Annotated in this window: 18 protein-coding genes, 1 tRNA gene and 1 riboswitch; of the genes, 15 read left to right on the plus strand and 4 right to left on the minus strand. The window is 54.3% G+C overall.

Annotation, left to right across the window (positions count from 1 at the left end):
* Window positions 1-131 precede the first annotated feature (131 nt).
* Window positions 132-380, minus strand: coding sequence for a helix-turn-helix domain-containing protein (locus tag CLV87_RS24350; protein WP_099242512.1), 249 nt, complete (start codon window positions 378-380; stop codon window positions 132-134).
* Window positions 381-799: 419 nt separating this feature from the next.
* On the opposite strand from CLV87_RS24350, the gene CLV87_RS06860 reads away from it, so the two are divergent.
* Window positions 800-1,354, plus strand: coding sequence for a metallophosphoesterase (locus CLV87_RS06860; RefSeq protein WP_099242510.1), 555 nt, complete (start codon window positions 800-802; stop codon window positions 1,352-1,354).
* 229 nt (window positions 1,355-1,583) lie between these two features.
* On the opposite strand, the gene CLV87_RS06865 is transcribed toward CLV87_RS06860, so the two are convergent.
* Window positions 1,584-2,072 (minus strand): very short patch repair endonuclease, encoded by a 489-nt coding sequence (locus CLV87_RS06865; protein WP_328591542.1) that lies wholly within the window; start codon window positions 2,070-2,072, stop codon window positions 1,584-1,586.
* A gap of 40 nt (window positions 2,073-2,112) precedes the next feature.
* Here CLV87_RS06865 and CLV87_RS06870 point away from each other — a divergent pair, with 40 nt between their 5' ends.
* The 6 genes from CLV87_RS06870 to CLV87_RS06895 all read left to right on the plus strand — a co-directional run bounded on the left by CLV87_RS06870 (window position 2,113) and on the right by CLV87_RS06895 (window position 9,109).
* Window positions 2,113-3,627, plus strand: a complete 1,515-nt coding sequence (locus tag CLV87_RS06870; RefSeq protein WP_099244657.1) for a DNA cytosine methyltransferase — start codon at window positions 2,113-2,115, stop codon at window positions 3,625-3,627.
* Between the two features lie 124 nt (window positions 3,628-3,751).
* Window positions 3,752-3,976 (plus strand): hypothetical protein, encoded by a 225-nt coding sequence (locus CLV87_RS06875; RefSeq protein ID WP_099242508.1) that lies wholly within the window; start codon window positions 3,752-3,754, stop codon window positions 3,974-3,976.
* 14 nt (window positions 3,977-3,990) lie between these two features.
* A complete protein-coding gene (locus tag CLV87_RS06880) occupies window positions 3,991-5,955 on the plus strand; it encodes a hypothetical protein (RefSeq protein WP_099242507.1) in 1,965 nt (654 codons plus the stop codon).
* A 12-nt stretch (window positions 5,956-5,967) separates the two neighbouring features.
* Window positions 5,968-6,789 (plus strand): hypothetical protein, encoded by an 822-nt coding sequence (locus tag CLV87_RS06885; RefSeq protein ID WP_099242505.1) that lies wholly within the window; start codon window positions 5,968-5,970, stop codon window positions 6,787-6,789.
* A complete protein-coding gene (locus tag CLV87_RS06890; RefSeq protein ID WP_099242503.1) occupies window positions 6,789-7,553 on the plus strand; it encodes a hypothetical protein in 765 nt (254 codons plus the stop codon). Before CLV87_RS06885 ends, CLV87_RS06890 begins: the two co-directional genes overlap by 1 nt.
* Before the next feature lie 110 nt (window positions 7,554-7,663).
* On the plus strand, window positions 7,664-9,109 hold the full coding sequence (locus CLV87_RS06895) for a restriction endonuclease (RefSeq protein ID WP_099242501.1): 1,446 nt from the start codon (window positions 7,664-7,666) through the stop codon (window positions 9,107-9,109).
* A gap of 467 nt (window positions 9,110-9,576) precedes the next feature.
* On the opposite strand, the gene CLV87_RS06900 is transcribed toward CLV87_RS06895, so the two are convergent.
* Window positions 9,577-9,652 (minus strand) — tRNA-Lys (locus CLV87_RS06900).
* A gap of 162 nt (window positions 9,653-9,814) precedes the next feature.
* On the opposite strand from CLV87_RS06900, the gene dapF reads away from it, so the two are divergent.
* The 5 genes from dapF (at window position 9,815) to CLV87_RS06925 (ending at window position 13,807) form a co-directional block, all read left to right on the plus strand.
* Entirely contained in the window at window positions 9,815-10,630 is an 816-nt protein-coding gene (gene dapF / locus CLV87_RS06905; protein WP_099242499.1) for a diaminopimelate epimerase, read from the plus strand.
* A gap of 11 nt (window positions 10,631-10,641) precedes the next feature.
* Window positions 10,642-11,901: a tRNA (N(6)-L-threonylcarbamoyladenosine(37)-C(2))-methylthiotransferase MtaB gene (mtaB, locus tag CLV87_RS06910; RefSeq protein ID WP_099244655.1), complete on the plus strand. Its 1,260-nt coding sequence runs from the start codon at window positions 10,642-10,644 to the stop codon at window positions 11,899-11,901.
* A gap of 42 nt (window positions 11,902-11,943) precedes the next feature.
* The gene (locus CLV87_RS06915) at window positions 11,944-12,342 is read left to right on the plus strand and encodes a DUF1801 domain-containing protein (RefSeq protein ID WP_099242497.1); all 399 of its coding nucleotides are present in this window, start codon (window positions 11,944-11,946) and stop codon (window positions 12,340-12,342) included.
* A gap of 95 nt (window positions 12,343-12,437) precedes the next feature.
* Window positions 12,438-13,076 (plus strand): DUF1287 domain-containing protein, encoded by a 639-nt coding sequence (locus CLV87_RS06920; protein ID WP_099242495.1) that lies wholly within the window; start codon window positions 12,438-12,440, stop codon window positions 13,074-13,076.
* Window positions 13,077-13,186: 110 nt separating this feature from the next.
* Entirely contained in the window at window positions 13,187-13,807 is a 621-nt protein-coding gene (locus tag CLV87_RS06925) for an FMN-binding negative transcriptional regulator (protein WP_099242493.1), read from the plus strand.
* Window positions 13,808-14,108: 301 nt separating this feature from the next.
* Here the strand turns inward: CLV87_RS06925 and CLV87_RS06930 are convergent, their stop codons facing one another.
* Window positions 14,109-14,537: a 6,7-dimethyl-8-ribityllumazine synthase gene (locus CLV87_RS06930; protein ID WP_099244653.1), complete on the minus strand. Its 429-nt coding sequence runs from the start codon at window positions 14,535-14,537 to the stop codon at window positions 14,109-14,111.
* 77 nt (window positions 14,538-14,614) lie between these two features.
* Window positions 14,615-14,760: riboswitch (FMN riboswitch) on the minus strand.
* Between the two features lie 82 nt (window positions 14,761-14,842).
* Here CLV87_RS06930 and CLV87_RS06935 point away from each other — a divergent pair.
* From CLV87_RS06935 to CLV87_RS06945, 3 genes are read left to right on the plus strand one after another with little or no spacing between them, the layout of a single operon-like run.
* A complete protein-coding gene (locus tag CLV87_RS06935) occupies window positions 14,843-15,535 on the plus strand; it encodes a CDP-alcohol phosphatidyltransferase family protein (protein ID WP_099242491.1) in 693 nt (230 codons plus the stop codon).
* Window positions 15,536-15,559: 24 nt separating this feature from the next.
* Window positions 15,560-16,000, plus strand: a complete 441-nt coding sequence (rpiB, locus tag CLV87_RS06940) for a ribose 5-phosphate isomerase B (RefSeq protein WP_099242489.1) — start codon at window positions 15,560-15,562, stop codon at window positions 15,998-16,000.
* A gap of 33 nt (window positions 16,001-16,033) precedes the next feature.
* Complete coding sequence (locus tag CLV87_RS06945) at window positions 16,034-16,939, plus strand: EamA family transporter (protein WP_099242487.1); 906 nt, start codon at window positions 16,034-16,036, stop codon at window positions 16,937-16,939.
* The last annotated feature ends 2 nt before the right edge of the window (window positions 16,940-16,941 follow it).

The raw sequence follows: 16,941 nt of genomic DNA on the forward strand, positions 1-16,941 counted from the left end.
TGCTCGCCAATCGCTTGACTTTTTCTCTGTGTTGGGGCATCAAGTCCTTAGATAGACGGTGTCCTTGATGCCTGAAGTTAGAGGGTTCGGAAGGTGCAACTTTCGAACCTTTTTTCTTTTTCCCTCAAGAGCTACATTTTCTGGCCCTCCTCGTTATCGAGCCTTACAGGGTAACGATCTGGCCAAATTTCTGAAGGATGAGATTTGCCCAAATGTCTGCAAATCGCTTCTTGAACCATGTGTGATTTAACGCGCCCCTGGCTCACGGCTGTGATGGTACTGGGTGATTTTCCGAGCTCCCGAGCGATCTGCGACAGCGTCACTCCCCGCTTTTTGAGCTGATAACGGACATCCTCGTGGAGTTCTAAATCTAGTATCATCTCGTGGTTATCTCACGTATTTCGGCAACCAATGCGAATCACCTGCGATTACATTCGTACTCAGAGCCGAGAATCTCTGGCAAGTAAAAAATTGCAGCTAAAACAGAGTGATAGAAGGCAAGAAGCCGTGACACAAAGACTCTCAAGAAGGTGTTAGGTGCCGTAACAAGAGGTTGTGAGTCATTGTCTCAAGTCGCTGTTAGCGCTGCAATCATCGAAACTCACAGGCTCTTGTGAGTAAATCGATGAAAAAGTCGTTTAAAATCAATAGCCATTTCGGAGGCGTTCTTGAAGGCGGCCTCACCGTTGACGCAAAACACTATATATTGTGCCTCGGCATGCTCCACCTGTATGCTTTGAGCAGACGAAACCAAGGGTGATTTACGCCAACATATTACGAACAGGCCCGAAGGAAAATTATGGCAATCTGGTATTCGGCTGACCTTCATTTCGGCCACAACCGCATTATCGAGTTCTGCAATCGGCCCTTTGGGTCGGTTGCCGAGATGAATGCGCAGATCATAGGCAATTTCCAAAACTTGATTTCGCCCGAGGATGATCTTTGGATCCTGGGTGACCTCGCCTTTGCCAAGTCGGATGATGAAAGCCAGTTGTCGGCTTGGTTTCACGCTCTTCCCGGTCGCAAGCGCCTGATCATTGGAAATCACGACGATGAAGCGATTGTGTCGTTACCTTGGCACACTGTGGAGTACATGGCCGAGATCGAAGACAGCGGCCAGATGCTGACCCTATGCCACTACCCCATGATCACCTGGAACAGAGCCCGCCGCGGCGCGTTGCAGTTATTTGGTCATGTTCATGATCAGTGGAAAGGCTCGAGAAACAGCATCAATGTCGGCGTCGACCAGTGGGACTTCAAGCCGGTGCGGATCGAAAACATCCAGCGAAGGGCTTCGAAACTGCCGCCAAACAAGCACTGGGGCGACGTGGAGCATGGGAGCGAATTGGAGTAGGGCCAACTGAGGCTCTAGCGGGAGAGCAGGTAAGTTTTGTTGGATGTACGTAATTTGTGAATGATTTCATGAGTTTGTACATCTGTTTAGGTTGGTAATTTGTGATTGCTTTTCTTTTTGTTGAGGATGAACTTGGCCGCTGCTTCGGTAGTGCCCCTGCTATACGGCAATGCCGTGGAACTACGACTCTGCCTAAAGCCGACCATGAACTACGGATACCCGTTTTGTTTCAGTCAAATTCTCTATGGTCAGACTGCCCAAGCACAATGAACTCCTCAAGTTCTTGGAGCAAGTGGGGCGGTGGCTTGCGGCCTATGGCACACTCCCAGACGACACCCACACGCCATCCGGCCTCCTGAAGGTCGCGGATGTTGCGCGCATCTCTTTCCACATTCTGGCGAAATTTTTTTGTCCAGAATTCGACGTTGCTGGAAGGAGTTGTGGCTTTCCGGCACTCTGGGTGGCGGTGCCAGTAGCAACCATGAACAAACAGAACGGTTTTCCACCTCGGCAGCACGATGTCCGGTGAACCAGGCAACTTTTTGGCATTCAGCCGAAATCGAAATCCTCTCCGATGAAGGGCCTTCCGCAGAACTACCTCCGGCCTGGTATTTCGACCACGAATGCGCGACATCATCCTGGAGCGCACTTCGGGTGTGACTATGTCTGCCATGTAATCCCATTCTCGCCGTGACAGGTTTGCCCTGGCGCACATCATGCTCTTGAAGATAAAAGAATAATACAATGAAGGGATGTATATGAGCAGTGAATTCGCAATAATCGACCTGTTTGCGGGCCCGGGAGGGCTTGGGGAAGGGTTTTCTCAGGCTGGTCGCAACGGTGAGGTCAGCATGAAAATCCACCTTTCAGTGGAGATGGAGACCAATGCCGTGCAGACCTTGCGTCTGCGTTCTTTCCTGCGTCGTTTTGGAGACGAATTTCCTGCCGAGTATTACGAGGCTCTGAATAATGGCGCAGAGTTCCCGAACTGGTTGGAGCTCTATCCGGACGAATGGAACTGCGCAGTCCAGGAAGTTCGGCAGCTCGTTCTGGGGGAACCCGGTGTGTTCGACGAAATTGCCGAGGTTCTTGACGAGGTACGGGTCGACTATGACAGGAACACCATTCTGATCGGTGGGCCTCCTTGCCAAGCATACTCGCTCGCCGGGAGATCGCGAAACAAGGGCAAAGAAGACTATGTTCTAGAACAAGACCACCGACATTATCTCTATGAGGAATACGTGGACATCTTGAAACGCCTTGAGCCAGCTGCTTTCGTCATGGAAAACGTAAAGGGTATGTTGTCGAGCAAGGTGGATGGTGGCGGCATCTTCCACCGGGTTCTTGATGATCTTGCCTGTGCTGGGAAAGGTTACACACTTGTTCCCCTCGCTGCTCCTCCTCATCTCGGGTTGGGACATCCTCCAGCCCGAGATTTCATTCTCCGCGCCGAAGATCACGGTGTGCCGCAAGCAAGGCACCGAGTGATCGTGGTCGGCTTTCGAAAGGACATTGCTGATAAGTTGGACCTCGGGGAGGATCCCCTTCTTGTTCGCAGAGACCTGAAGGTAATGGTTAAAGAGGCACTCTCCGGGATTCCACGAGTGCGGAGTGGACTGAGCCGAGAAGATCAACTGGAAGCTTGGACCGATTCAATTCGAGATCAGGCGACGAAGATTTCGAATGCGGAGGGTGTGCCGGAAGAGATTCGGAAACGTGCTCGCCGGATTGCCGTAAGCAATGAGCTTCCGACGGAGCGGCTAGCGCGAGAATACTCTGATGGTCATCAGCTTCCGAAGGATCTGGAAGAATGGCTGTTGGACGAAAAACTGGAGGCCGTCCTTCATCATGAAACCAGGGGGCACATCCCCGGCGATCTCGGGCGTTACTTGTTCTCTTCCATCTTTGCAGAGGAGCATAAGAAGGCTCCGAAATTGTCAGAGTTCCCTGATTTTCTGCAACCTGATCATAAGAACCGTGAAACAGGGCACTTTGCTGACCGTTTCCGAACTCAGGTAGGTAGCCGCCCTTCGACCACGGTGACGAGTCATATTTCAAAGGATGGGCACTATTTCATTCATCCTGACCCTACACAGTGTCGATCCTTGACGGTCCGAGAGGCAGCCAGATTGCAGACGTTCCCTGACAACTATTTCTTCCATGGGGGCAGAACGGCTCAGTACCATCAGGTGGGCAATGCAGTGCCTCCGTATCTGGCATTTCAGATCGCAAGCGCGGTTTCCAGCATGTTGAAACAAGCGACGAAAGAGTAATCAATTAGGCCGAAAATAGTCTTCAATTCGAAAATTGATCACTACATTTTTCATATGTAGTTGACATTTTGACTATTGAATAACTATATGAGTCGGGCGCCACGCGAGTTGGAGGTGACGGCCGATGGTTGAACGAGACAAGCGACAGAAATTTGAGGAACTCGCCGAGAAGCGCGTGAACAAGGCGATCAAGGATCTCCGCCTCATCGGAAATCTCTCGAACAGGAACAACTATTCGTTTGATGATAGTGATGTTCGGAAAATCATGAAGGCGCTCGACGATGAAATGAAAGCATTAAAGGGGCGTTTTGCTCAGACCCGCCCCTCGGACCAAGATTTCAAATTGTAAATTAGGAAGATGTGATGTGGAGTTTTCCAAAGGCCGGCCCAGAGCACAGCAATTCAAGTTCGAAACTGAATGAGTTCTTCAACGATCAGGATGCTTCGACGGCTCTGGTTCGCGAAGCTGTCCAGAACTCATTGGACGCAGCTCTTGATCCGACGAAGCCGGTCAGAGTGCGTCTTTCGTTGGCCTCGTTCCCATGGGAAACGCTTGAGCCATTCCTCCGGACTGGTCAAGCAGGAGAGACCGTTGACAACCATCTGTCGAGCAACGACCTCGGAAAATTCGCCGAGAGTTTTGCCGGAAGGGAGCTTCGCTGTTTGATTATCGAAGATGAAGGCACCAAGGGCCTTATCGGCGAAACTGACAAAAGCAACGCTCATTCGGGATCCAACTTCGTCGGCTTCTGGTGGAACGATGGGATCAGTGGCAAGGGTAAAGGGTCCAGCGGCAGTCACGGCGTTGGTAAAACCACTCTTACTCGTATTTCCGGGATGTCGCTGTTTTTGGCGGTGACAAAGCGCAGCGAAGACCGGAAGAGATATCTTCTTGGCTTTGCGAACTTGCCCTATCATCGGGTGAACGGGAGCAGTTATCTCGGCTATGGCCGATTTGGCCAATCCGTTCATGAAGATGGCAATGAAAAGTTCATGCCAATCGAGGAAACTACTGACGTTGAGAGGTTCCTGTCCGAGTTCTCCTTGAAGCGTGACGAGAGCGGCTTGTCGATCTTCATCCCGGGCATTCCCAGTTCAGTCGACAGCAGTGGGCTTCTCCTTGCGACAGTACGCGATTACTACTGGCCCATCCTGAAGGGTGATCTTGTTGTCGAAGTCGTCGATCGCCTTTCCGGCGAGACGACGACGGTGTGCGCGGAGAACCTCTCAGAAGTGATCACGCATATTGCAGATCAAGGAGAGCGGCTCAGGAAAGCTGTTTCGGATACTGAACACCGTGTCGGGATTGTGCGGGAGATCCTTGAACTCAAGACCGGCGGAAACCCAAACTGGTTTGCTGGAAATGAGCCGACCATGAGCCACACTGCTCATGGAGACACCCGAGGAGCGGTTTCCAAGGAATGTTTTTCGGAAGACAACCTCGGAAGGATGTTTTCTGCATTCGAGAATGGTCAACTGGTTGGGTTTAGCTTCAGCCTGAAATTCGAGACTGTTGATGGGGAGCAGCAGGTCGGTTTGGTCGAAGTCTATTTCAAAAAAGATGACTACAAGCTGACCGACAATGCGCAATTCATCCGGAACCAGATTATCATATCGAGGCAACCCTCGAACATCCCGGCAAAGAATGTCACCTGTTTCTTGATCGCTGAAGATCGAGATATGTCGGACTACCTCAAGGAAGCCGAAGAGCCGGCACATACGAGGTGGTTCCTGAATCGTTTCAATGAACAAAAAAGCTTCACATCCGATTGGGCGCTGCGGTTTGTGATGGATCTCCCAGCACACATGTATCGCATCCTTTCGCGGGAAGATGAGGATGCGAGCACATACGAGAATTTCGCCGATGATATCTTCTCTGTCACGGAACCGATGGGGGTTGGTTCCAAGAAGAAACGTGGACAGAAGCGGAAAAAGTCGGAGGAACCGGATGACATCCCCCCAGTGAAGAGGTCGCCTGCCATTCGGGTCGAAAGGGATACAGAGAACCCGGGTTTCGACCTGCTCCCGGTGGGGAACATTGCCGAACTGTTCGAAGAAGAGGAAGTTGCCTTCCCAGTCGAAGTTTCCGTGAAAGCGGCATATGTATCGGCTCTCGGAAAAAGCAGATCATGGCGGGACTACAGCAAAATTGACTTCCAATTTGGAAAGACCATTCCAATCGAGATTTCGCCAAAAGGGGCAGCAGAAGTTATTTCGGCGTCGGAGAATACCTTCACCGTTGAGTTGCTCCAGCCGGAGTTTCGGGTTTCAGCAAAAGGTTTCGATGGGAACCGGGACTTGCTGATCCATCCAAGAATTAAATTGTGATGAGGTTAGCCGATGACCATTCAGCTTGAATTCAACGACACGCATAATTTCACTGGTCGAGCTCGGATCAAACAGAAAAGCGAGCTTTTCTCTTTACAACTCATTGACCGCCAAGGGGAAACTGTCCGAATACATGCAAAATTCGACCGGGCCGCGATCGAGAAAGAGTGCAAGCTCGACAAAGAAGAACCTAAGGAGTTCGTACTCGATGTCTTCGCGCTCGGCGACATCCGTCGACATGTGCTTCCGGAATACAGGTACGAGGATGAAATCGAGCTGCATGAGATCCCGGATGGAGCAAACTTGGAATTTCGCCTGAAGGTGATTTCACGTTCTGTAGATGCTTCAGGGAAGATCCTCGCCGCGACGGGTGGGCGTGTAAGGCTCCATACCGGCAGTGGGGACGAAGGCTCGGGGGAACAGAACCAAGGTATCTTTCATCCCAAGCCCTCAACGAGCATTGGGGATCGCATTTGGCAAGTCGGCTGGGATGGGCAAGGAGACTTCGAGGTGTTCGTGCACGCCGACTATTTCCACAAATTCGTCGACGATCCACTGTTCGCCGCGCATGTCTTTCCCGAGATCGTGAGAAGTGTCGCCACAGGGATTCTTCTGAGATTTGACAGCATCAAGGACATTGACGAGGATTCCCTATTGGCAAAGTGGGTGAGCTTTATTCAGCAACGGCTCGCAATACCCCTCGAGGGAGAAGAAGCTGCCCATCTCAACGACGCAGACAACATTGATAGGCTCGACCTCGTCGAACAGATCGTTGCTGCGTTCACCAGTCAGAAATGGCGGGACGGCAAAACCCTGATCGAGGAGATTTTGTAATGGAGAGAACGCTTTGCGAGTTCAATTCGGATGGTGTAGTCGCCTTTCAGGAACTGATGGATGCGGAGAGGGTAAAGGTGAAATCTTCGCAGCCAGCGAAGGTTTCCGAAGATTTCTTTTCCATGGTTGAAAAAATCGCTGGGACTTCAGAATTGGTTCAAGAGGTGCCTGGAGCTGACCCAATCGATGTCTCCATGGTCTTCGATTCAAGGTACGATTTCGGCCACTATCTTCACGAGGCACTTCCTGCCGAATTGTCCAAGGTCCAGTATTCGAATGTGGGACTATGGGCTTGGATATCGGCGGTCTACCTCCCTCAATTGCTGAAGCGATCCAGTCGGGGAATCTCACATGATCTATGGAGTACCTATCGGTATATTCCCCTCGCCTACAGCAAGTTCCGTTACTACAGGCATCTGGCTTTCATTTCGTTCTGGCTTCACAGGCAACTGGGAGAGACTGCTGCGCGCCTGTTCTTGTCTCGGCCCATGTATGAGCACTCCGATGCCATCGAGCAGCTCTATACCTCCGACAAGGATTTCCTGACAACACCGGCTTTGCTGGAGGTGTCGGTCGAAATGTACTTGGATGCCGAAAGCGGGGCTATGAAGAAAAAGGCGCTTGGCAAAGAAACCCCTGGCAGCGCCAGACGCTTGGCGACCAAGGTGGCGAAACAGCTGCAAATGAATTTCGACATGCATTCGATGACCAAGGAGCAAGTCTACAGCTTGCTGCCTTCCGAATTCGATTCGTGGAGAAAATAGGGAAGAATTTGAAACCAGCAACCTTCGGCTTTCTTTAGATGCGGCGATCTTACATGAATGGAGTGCCAAGTTAGCCGCCCTCGATCCCTAAACGTTGACTTGGACAAGAAATGAAAAGCTGTATTCCGCATCAGATCAACCTCGAGTCAGACAATCTACTCTTGATTATCAAGAGTATCGAAGCCGAAGCGGATTGCCCAAAGCACGTCTCGGTCATTATTCCCGCCTATGCGATCGGACGGGCGAGTGAACACCTATCGATTTGTGAGGACATTCTCGACGTTTCATTCGTCGCCGAAGCCATGGCGGCCCGAGTTCACAACCCTCAGTTATCCATGGAGCGACAATCTAATCCACCTTACCGGACGCAGTTCGTGTTCGAAGGGTGTGAGCCGGAACCTGGATTTCTGGATGTTCTGCGACAGGCGTGCATCCATTTTGGCGGCGACGATCCGGAAATCGCCGAACAATTCTCTGATTATTTTGACAAGTATCCAGACACCATGGAGCAATACAAAAAAGACCTCGACGAGGCACAGTTCTTTTTCCCGGCCTTGGTCGACGACTATTATGCAAACCTCATCAACGGCGCGTATTACACATACGAGCAAACCGACTGGGTGCAGACCGATTTGGCGCGCTATCCCGAAAGGCGTTTCGGCTTCCACAGGTCCGCCTTCTCGACAAGGCTCGGTGGGGATGCCTATGCATCAATTGAGAGCTGGATTGTCCCTGAAGGCGTTGATCTTGATGACCTCTTCGAAGTCCTCAATCAGGACGTGAAAATCTCGCAGTTTCACGCTGCAAGACTGACAATGATGGAGAGAGCCTGCATCGCAACAACTGGCAGTCAGCACGTTCACTTTCCCTTGGATGGGTTTCTCAAGGCGCGGGTTTGCCAATCGTTCCTCGGAGAGGAAGATCAAGTCCTGCGTTTAGGGTGGCAACAGCCATTGTTTTCGACCTCGCCCAGTTTGCTTTCATCTCAAGCTGCCAGAGGTCAAGACGCGCTCGAACAAACTGCTGCGAAACACGATTGTCTTGTTCATGAAAGCGGAGAATTGATTGTGCTATCCGACAAGGAAGAAGGTTGGCATCATCTATTTTTCGACACAAGACCGCTGAATACATTTGAGACCAAGGCGTTGGCTGACAGAATCACCCAACTCTCAGAAAGCGTCGAAGAAGCCTTAGGTCTTTCGGCAGCCCACCAGTTTGACTGGAGAACTCTCAATGATGAGCAATTCGAGACGCTTTGCTACGACATCATTTATTCCCACCCTGGCTTCAACCACGAGACAATTCGAAAGATGGGAAAGGCTCGGTCTAGAGATGGCGGTCGAGACATTGTCGTCTGGACTCAACCGCTTGCTTACAGAGAACCGAGCAGGAAGTTCGTCTTTCAATGTAAATTGGTCACTTCCAAGAAATCGCTCGGGAAGCGCGATGTGACTGACATTGGTGACATGCTGGATCAGTATGGTGCGGATGGTTTTGGCATCATGACCTCCACTGTAATTGACGCGACCTTGTTCGACGCTGCTGATGCCATCTGAGAACGGAGGAGCATTTCTCAAAAGCACTTCTCAGCATTTGAAATCGAAAGGTTGCTTCGCCAGAGACCCCAATTACGAGAAAAGTTCTTCAAATTCGGAGCCAACGCATAAATGATTGCCGACCTAGGCAACCCGAGGAAAAGTTGCAGGTCACCTATACGATATCGACCCAGAAATACACGGACATATGTGCCCAAGCTCACGTGAATACACGACGTTGGTGAAACAGATCGCCAAATGCACGAAAGCCCACGCTCACGCGTGGGCCTCGGAAAGAGGGCGATACAAGATTGCGTCTCACCAGCTATATGAAAGAACGCCAGTTGCCAGTCAAATGTTCAGATGCATGTCGTGTGGTGGTTACTAATAGCTAGAGCTCACCCCAAGTGACAAATTAGCTGTCGAAAAGAGGCAAACCTCTGTCAAAAGCGACAAACTACGTGTCATTTGTCAGCCTTTGGATAAAGTGGTGAGCCGTGCAGGATTCGAACCTGCGACCCACTGATTAAAAGTCAGTTGCTCTACCAACTGAGCTAACGGCCCACTCTGTGAGGGGGGCTTTTAGTGATGGTGGTGGGGGGGGTCAAGCGCCTAAATGAAAAAACTGCACAAGAAAATGCATAGCAGGATTGCACACCGTGCGAAGCGCTGGAAACAAAGGGCTGGGGCGCGTATATAGCCCCCTCAGACAATCAGGATTCTGCGATGACACTGCCATTTATGAAGATGCACGGGCTGGGAAACGACTTTGTCGTGATCGATTCCCGTGCGCGCAAGCATGAGTTGTCAGAATCGCAGATCACCGCCATTGGGCATCGCCACTTCGGCGTGGGATTCGACCAACTTGCCGAGATCACCTTGCGCGATGGCGACCCGCATCTGATCTTTTACAACTCCGATGGTTCAACCTCGGCCGCTTGTGGCAACGCCACACGCTGTGTGGCGCGCTATCTAATGGATGAAACCGGTGCGACCGACCTGACCCTGACCACGGATCGCGGCACGTTGCGGGCGCTTGAAGCCGGCAATGGGCTGGTCTCGGTCAATATGGGGCACCCGCAGTTGAATTGGGATGAGGTTCCGCTGGCGCAAGAAATGGACACGTTGAAACTGCCCATCGACGGCGCACCAACCGCGACCGGCATGGGCAATCCGCATTGCACCTTCTTTGTGGAGGACGCGGAGGCGGTTGATCTAAAGGCGCGGGGCAGCGAAACCGAACACCACCCGCTTTATCCTGAACGCACCAATGTGCAATTCGCCAGCCTGATTGGCGAAAACCACCTGCGGATGCGGGTTTGGGAGCGAGGCGTTGGCGTGACGCTGGCCTCGGGCTCCTCCTCTTGTGCAACCGCGGTGGCGGCGGCGCGGCGCGGGCTGACCGGGCGCTCGGTACAAATTGATCTAGATGGCGGCAGCTTGCAGATCGATTGGAAAGACGATGGCGTTTGGATGACCGGCGGCACCGCTCATGTCTTTAGCGGCCAGTTCGAAACCGACTGGCTGGAGGCGCAAAGGTGAACATTCCCAATATCAAGCCGCCCAAGTTCACCACGCTTGGGTGCCGCCTGAACGCCTATGAAACCGAAGCCATGAAAGACCTCGCGGCCAAGGCCGGGGTCGACAATGCCGTGGTAATCAACACCTGCGCCGTGACCCAAGAGGCCGTGCGCAAGGCGCGTCAGGAGATCCGGCGGCTGCGCCGTGAAAACCCGGATGCCAAGCTTATCGTCACCGGTTGCGCGGCGCAGATCGACCCAGACAGCTTTGCCGCGATGGAGGAGGTCGACACCGTTATCGGCAACACCGAAAAGATGTCCCCCGAAACCTGGAACGGTTTGGGGCCGAATTTTATCGGCGAAACGGAATCGGTGCAGGTCAATGACATCATGTCGGTCACCGAAACCGCCGGGCATCTGATTGACGGGTTTGGCACCCGCAGCCGCGCCTATGTGCAGGTGCAAAACGGCTGTGACCATCGTTGCACCTTCTGCATCATCCCCTATGGTCGCGGCAATTCCCGCTCGGTTCCCGCCGGTGTCGTGGTGGATCAGATCAAACGCCTGGTTCAACAGGGCTATAACGAGGTGGTGCTGACCGGGGTTGATTTGACCTCTTGGGGGGCGGACCTTCCGGGTGAACCGCGCCTGGGCGATCTGGTCATGCGCATCCTGCGCCTGACCGATGTGCCACGTCTGCGCATCAGTTCGATCGATTCCATCGAGGCGGATGAGAACCTGATGACGGCCATCGCTACTGAGCCGCGCTTGATGCCGCATTTGCACCTGTCGCTGCAGCATGGCGATGACCTGATACTGAAACGGATGAAGCGTCGCCACCTGCGCGACGACGCCATTCAATTCTGCGAAGAGGCGCGCCGTTTGCGCCCTGACATGACCTTTGGTGCCGATATCATCGCTGGTTTCCCGACCGAAACCGAGGCGCATTTCGAAAACTCGCTCAAGCTGGTTGAGGATTGCGATCTGACCTGGCTGCATGTCTTCCCCTATTCGGTGCGCGAAGGCACGCCTGCCGCCAAGATCCCAAACAAGGTGGATGGCAAAGTCATCAAGGCTCGCGCCGCTCGTCTTCGCGCAGCTGGTGAGGCTCAGGTGCAACGACACCTCGCAGCGCAGCAGGGCGCGACCCATCAGGTTTTGATGGAAAGCCCGGAAATGGGCCGGACCGAGCAATTCACCGAAGTGCATTTTGCATCGCCACAAAAGGTCGGGCAGATCGTCTCCACGACAATTTCCGGTAGTAAGGGCAACCAGCTCTTGGCACAGGGTTGATAGGGGCTTGCCCATTGCTGCGCCCCGTCGCAACCTTAGGTAATGACACCCTTTGCCTCTCCTCAGGTGCAAGCCGCCTTTGACGCCTTTCCTGCGCATCTCCGCCCGGGCCTGTTGCAGTTGCGCGAGCTGATCTTTGCCACGGCAGCCAAGGATAAGACCATCGGTCCGCTTGAGGAATGTCTGAAATGGGGCCAGCCCGCCTATCTGACCTCAGCCACCAAGTCGGGGACCACCCTGCGGCTTGGCGTGTCAAAGAAGACCCAAGGCAAAGCGCTGTTCGTGCATTGCCAAACCCGTCTTGTCGCCGATTTCCAGACGCAATTTCCCGATACTCTCAGCTTTGACGGCACGCGCGCTTTGCTGTTGTCGGATGACGCGGATCTTGCAGATGGCAAAACACAGCTCTTCATCCAGCGCGCGCTGACCTATCATCTCTAGAACCTTAAGCGCCGCCAGCGAATTCCCGCCCGGCCCTTTTGCCAATCCAGTCACATTGCGCATAATCCCCCCTGTTCCAAAGCCACGAGTTCTCTATGCGCCTGTTCCTACTTGTTTCTCTGATCTCCGCCCTCTGTATTGGCGCCTATTTCCATCAGGCACAGGCCACGCCGCCGCTGCCCGACCAGCCGCCGCTTCGCCTGGCCCAAGCCGCACAGACCCAGGTTGGTGTCACCCTGATCTATGATCCGCGCTATGTCGGTTTGGAGTACCCCATGGGCGATCTGCCCCGGATGCGGGGCGTTTGCACCGATGTGGTGATCCGCGCCATGCGTGACGCCTGGGGGATCGACCTGCAAGAGGCCACGCATAAGGACATGAAGGCGCATTTTGCCAAATACCCAACAATCTGGGGCCTGAAATCCACCGATCGGAATATCGACCACCGCCGTGTTCCCAACCTTGAAGTTCTGCTGACTCGCGCAGGGGCTGACCTGCCGCTCAGCTCCGATCCATCCGCGTTCGAGACCGGTGACATCGTGTCTTTCCGCCTATCCGGCAGCAACCTGCCCCATATCGGCATTATCTCGGACAAACACAGCCCTGATGGCACCCCTTTGGTGACCCATAATATCGGCTGGGGTACGCGGACGGAAAACATGTTGTTTGACCACAAGATCACCGGGCATTTCCGTCTGGGCGAAGCGCAACGCCAGTGGTTGGCCTCGCGATAGCTGCAATTGCCCAAAACCTGGAATTGTTTGGGGTACAATGTAACCATTGCCCAGCTCATCCCGCGCCCCTACCCCTTGGACCATTCGCCAGATGAGCCAAGAGGTCAGCCATGCACCCGAACCCGAATTTTCGCAAAACCGAGACCCAGATCAGCTTGGAATTTGCCCGCAAACGGGCCTTTGGGTCTTTGGTGATCTCCGCCAATCCAGTGCCTCTGATTTCACATATCCCGTTCCTGCTGGCCGAGGATGGCAGCTCAGCTGTGCTGCACCTCGTGCGCTCCAACCCGATCACCCGCCTCAAAGAGCCAAGTCCGGCCAAGATTCTGGTGACCGGGGCCGATGCCTATATCTCGCCGGATTGGTATGGTGAAGATGATCATGTCCCGACTTGGAACTATGTCGCGGTGCATCTGACGGGCGTGCTAGAGCCGCTGCCGCCAGAGGACCTGCCCGACGTTTTGGCGGCGCAATCAGATGATTACGAAACCCGGCTTCTGCCCAAACCGGTCTGGAAAATGGATAAACTCAACGATGAGGTTCAGGCGCGCTTTTTGCGCATGATCCTGCCTTATCGCTTTCGTGTCGAAGATATCGACAGCACCTGGAAGCTTGGCCAGAACAAGGACGACACTGTGCGCCGCGCCGCTGCGGATCAGGTCGAAACCGGGATCGGCTCAGAGCTGGCAGAGCTGGCGGCCCTGATGGCCAACCCACCCCAAACATCCTAGGGTCAGGACCCATTAGTTTAACGCCACTGGTTTGATTGGTCTTGGTCCTGACAAGGCACATCACCGCAGGAATACTGGTTGTATTTCAAGGTGATGTAACGTAGCTCAGGGACAAGACCAATCAAATCTTGCAGACGCAGGGAGCGCTGCAAAGCAGCGGCTTTGACCGCTTGCAATTGACCCCGCCAGTTCCTACGCGCTCAAAACCCCTGCTTTATTGCTCTTCCTGCGCCAGTGGCGTCAAATTAATGGGTCCTGACCCTAAACCTCCCCGCCCCCTCTCGGCGACGGGGAGCATAAATCACAAAGCTTCGCGCGCCTTAAGGATGCCCAGCGCTGCCTGTGCTGCTTCGCGTCCCTTTTCAACGAAATGGTCGCGATAGATGCCGATATGATGCTCGGTCGGTTGGAAGTGATGCGGCGTCAGTGACACTGACAAGACCGGCACGCCCGTATCCAACCCGGCGCGCATCAACCCATCAACCACGGCCTGAGCGACAAAATCATGGCGGTAGATCCCGCCATCAACCACCAGCGCCGCGCAGGCAATGGCGGCATATTTGCCTGTCGCGGCCAAATCCCGCGCCATCAATGGCATTTCAAACGCGCCCGGCACGTCGATTACATCGACATGTTCCGCGTCAATCAGCTCGCAAAACCCAGCATAAGCCTGATCGACAATTTCCGCGTGCCACGCCGCTTTAACAAAAGCAAATCGGGGGTGTGTCATCATGATCTCCTTTGTGCAGACACATCCACCCAAGGCGATCACGACCAAAGGCACGCCGCCTGTTGCAGGCGCGCCCTGTCCGCTCTCTTCCATCCGGACTTTCACCGTCGGCTCCGGCCTCTCACCGGATCTGCTGACACTTGGGGGCTGCCCAAGCCGCTCGCGGGCTCGCAGAAAACTGCATACCGCCGGTAGGGAATTTCACCCCGCCCTGAGAGTGCACCGGGTGTGCCATGAGCTTGAAACTGCTTCAAGACCAAAACTGCCTGTTTGCGCCCCACGTCATTTTCCGCCATGACAGGTGAATGACACTTGAAACGCGCGCCCTGTTTGTCCACCTGCTCACCGCCACCGGAGCCGTCTTTGCCATGTTGGCCATGCTGGCTGCTGTGCAGGAAGAATGGTCTTTGATGTTTTTGTGGCTTGTGGTGGCCTTTGCCGTTGACGGCATCGACGGCCCGCTGGCGCGCAAATATGAGGTCAAGACTTATGCGCCGCGCTTTGACGGCGTGTTGCTGGATCTGATCATCGACTATCTGACCTATGTGTTCATCCCGGCCTTTGCCCTGTTCCAATCCGGCCTTTTGCCCGGCTGGACCGGGTGGTTTGCAATCATCGTAATCACCTTTGCCAGTGCGATGTATTTCGCCGATAACCGGATGAAGACGGCGGATAATTCGTTCCAAGGCTTCCCCGGATGCTGGAACATGCTGGTGATCGTGCTCTTTGCGCTGCGTCCCGATTTCTGGATCATCCTCGCCCTTGTGACCGTGCTGGCGATTGCCATGTTCCTACCGCTCAAATTCATTCACCCGGTGCGCACCGAGCGCTGGCGCGCGCTCTCGCTGCCCATTGCACTGGCCTGGACCTTTTTTGCCGGCTGGGCGGCGTGGGTGGATTTCCATCCGCAAAGCTGGGCGCATTGGGGGCTGAATGTCACATCCATCTATCTGCTCTTTGCAGGCATCGCTCAGCAGATTATCCCGTCCAAGACCTGACACTCTCTCGAATCGGACCCTGCCATGACCGCCAATAAACGTATCGCCCTGTCCAGCGACCACGCCGCCATCGACCTTCGCCAGACCATCGCCGCCCATATCAAAGCGGCGGGTTGGGAACCGGTCGATATCGGCCCGGTGACCAATGAAAGCACCCATTACCCCAAGCACGGCCAAGCCGCCGCCGAATTGGTGGCCTCGGGCGATTGCGCGCTTGGCATCATCCTGTGCGGCACGGGCCAGGGCATCATGATGGCGGCGAACAAAGTGCCGGGCATCCGTTGCGGTGTCTGCTCTGACACGTTCTCAGCGGGCATGATCCGCGCCCATAACAACGCCAATATGTTGTCGATTGGCGCGCGCGTCGTTGGCGAAGGTCTGGCGCTGGACATCGTCGACGCCTATCTCAACACCGAGTTCGAAGGCGGCCGTCACGCCACGCGCGTCGATATGATCGAAGCCTAACCACACACAGACAGGCCGCAGCGTGACCAGATCATGAGCCTTTGGATCCCCATCACGGTCACCGCGGCCTTTCTGCAAAATCTGCGCTCGACGCTACAAAAGCACCTCAAAGGCCATCTCAGCACCACAGGGGCGACCTTTGTCCGTTTTGGTTTTGGCCTGCCCTTTGCGCTGCTCTACTGCGCCGTCCTGTTTGGCCCCATGGGGTTTGAACTGCCCGGCCTGTCCTTCCGCTTTGCCCTCTGGCTGATCGTCGGAGCGCTTGCCCAAATTGCCGCGACCTTCCTTCTGGTGCATCTGTTTTCATTTCGAAATTTCGTCGTGGGCAATGCCTATTCGCGCACCGAGCCAATGCAAACCGCCCTGTTTGCCATCGTGCTATTTGGTGCCGAGTTCACTGCCGGGGCGGTGGTGTCCATCTGCATCGCGGTGCTTGGAGTCATGCTGATCTCAGTTGCGCAAACCTCAATCACGTTGCGCAATGTGTTTGTCTCCATCGGTAGCCGCACCGCCCTGATCGGCCTTGGATCGGGCACGTTGTTCGGGCTGGCCGCTATCGGGTTTCAAACCGCAGCGCGCAGCGTCGCCTCGGACGTGTTCTTTGTCCAGGCCGCCACAACCTTGCTGATCGGCATCGCCTTTCAGACAGGTGTCATGCTCGCCTATATCGCCCTGCGCGAACGCGACCAGTTCGCGAAAATGCGCGCGGCTTGGAAACCGGCCCTTGCGGTTGGCTTTGTCGGGGCGACGGCAACCTTTGGCTGGTTCACTGCCTTCACCTTGCAACAGGCGGCCTTGGTCAAGGTCGTGGCTCAGGTGGAAATGCTGTTCAGCTTCGGCTCAAGCCTGTTCTTCTTCAAGGAAAAGATCAATCGAACAGAAATTGCGGGATGCCTGCTGATTATCGGCAGCATCCTGTGTTTGCTCTTGTATGCATAAGA

Source organism: Pelagimonas phthalicica (assembly GCF_004364805.1).
GTDB classification, from domain to species: domain Bacteria; phylum Pseudomonadota; class Alphaproteobacteria; order Rhodobacterales; family Rhodobacteraceae; genus Pelagimonas; species Pelagimonas phthalicica.

Coding starts and splice junctions, on each gene's coding strand:
- CLV87_RS24350 (WP_099242512.1), bottom strand. CDS start 380: ATGATACTAGATTTAGAACTCCACGAGGATGTCCGTTATCAGCTCAAA.
- CLV87_RS06860 (WP_099242510.1), top strand. CDS start 800: ATGGCAATCTGGTATTCGGCTGACCTTCATTTCGGCCACAACCGCATT.
- CLV87_RS06865 (WP_328591542.1), bottom strand. CDS start 2,072: ATGATGTGCGCCAGGGCAAACCTGTCACGGCGAGAATGGGATTACATG.
- CLV87_RS06870 (WP_099244657.1), top strand. CDS start 2,113: ATGAGCAGTGAATTCGCAATAATCGACCTGTTTGCGGGCCCGGGAGGG.
- CLV87_RS06875 (WP_099242508.1), top strand. CDS start 3,752: ATGGTTGAACGAGACAAGCGACAGAAATTTGAGGAACTCGCCGAGAAG.
- CLV87_RS06880 (WP_099242507.1), top strand. CDS start 3,991: ATGTGGAGTTTTCCAAAGGCCGGCCCAGAGCACAGCAATTCAAGTTCG.
- CLV87_RS06885 (WP_099242505.1), top strand. CDS start 5,968: ATGACCATTCAGCTTGAATTCAACGACACGCATAATTTCACTGGTCGA.
- CLV87_RS06890 (WP_099242503.1), top strand. CDS start 6,789: ATGGAGAGAACGCTTTGCGAGTTCAATTCGGATGGTGTAGTCGCCTTT.
- CLV87_RS06895 (WP_099242501.1), top strand. CDS start 7,664: ATGAAAAGCTGTATTCCGCATCAGATCAACCTCGAGTCAGACAATCTA.
- dapF (WP_099242499.1), top strand. CDS start 9,815: ATGACACTGCCATTTATGAAGATGCACGGGCTGGGAAACGACTTTGTC.
- CLV87_RS06915 (WP_099242497.1), top strand. CDS start 11,944: ATGACACCCTTTGCCTCTCCTCAGGTGCAAGCCGCCTTTGACGCCTTT.
- CLV87_RS06920 (WP_099242495.1), top strand. CDS start 12,438: ATGCGCCTGTTCCTACTTGTTTCTCTGATCTCCGCCCTCTGTATTGGC.
- CLV87_RS06925 (WP_099242493.1), top strand. CDS start 13,187: ATGCACCCGAACCCGAATTTTCGCAAAACCGAGACCCAGATCAGCTTG.
- CLV87_RS06930 (WP_099244653.1), bottom strand. CDS start 14,537: ATGACACACCCCCGATTTGCTTTTGTTAAAGCGGCGTGGCACGCGGAA.
- CLV87_RS06935 (WP_099242491.1), top strand. CDS start 14,843: ATGACACTTGAAACGCGCGCCCTGTTTGTCCACCTGCTCACCGCCACC.
- rpiB (WP_099242489.1), top strand. CDS start 15,560: ATGACCGCCAATAAACGTATCGCCCTGTCCAGCGACCACGCCGCCATC.
- CLV87_RS06945 (WP_099242487.1), top strand. CDS start 16,034: ATGAGCCTTTGGATCCCCATCACGGTCACCGCGGCCTTTCTGCAAAAT.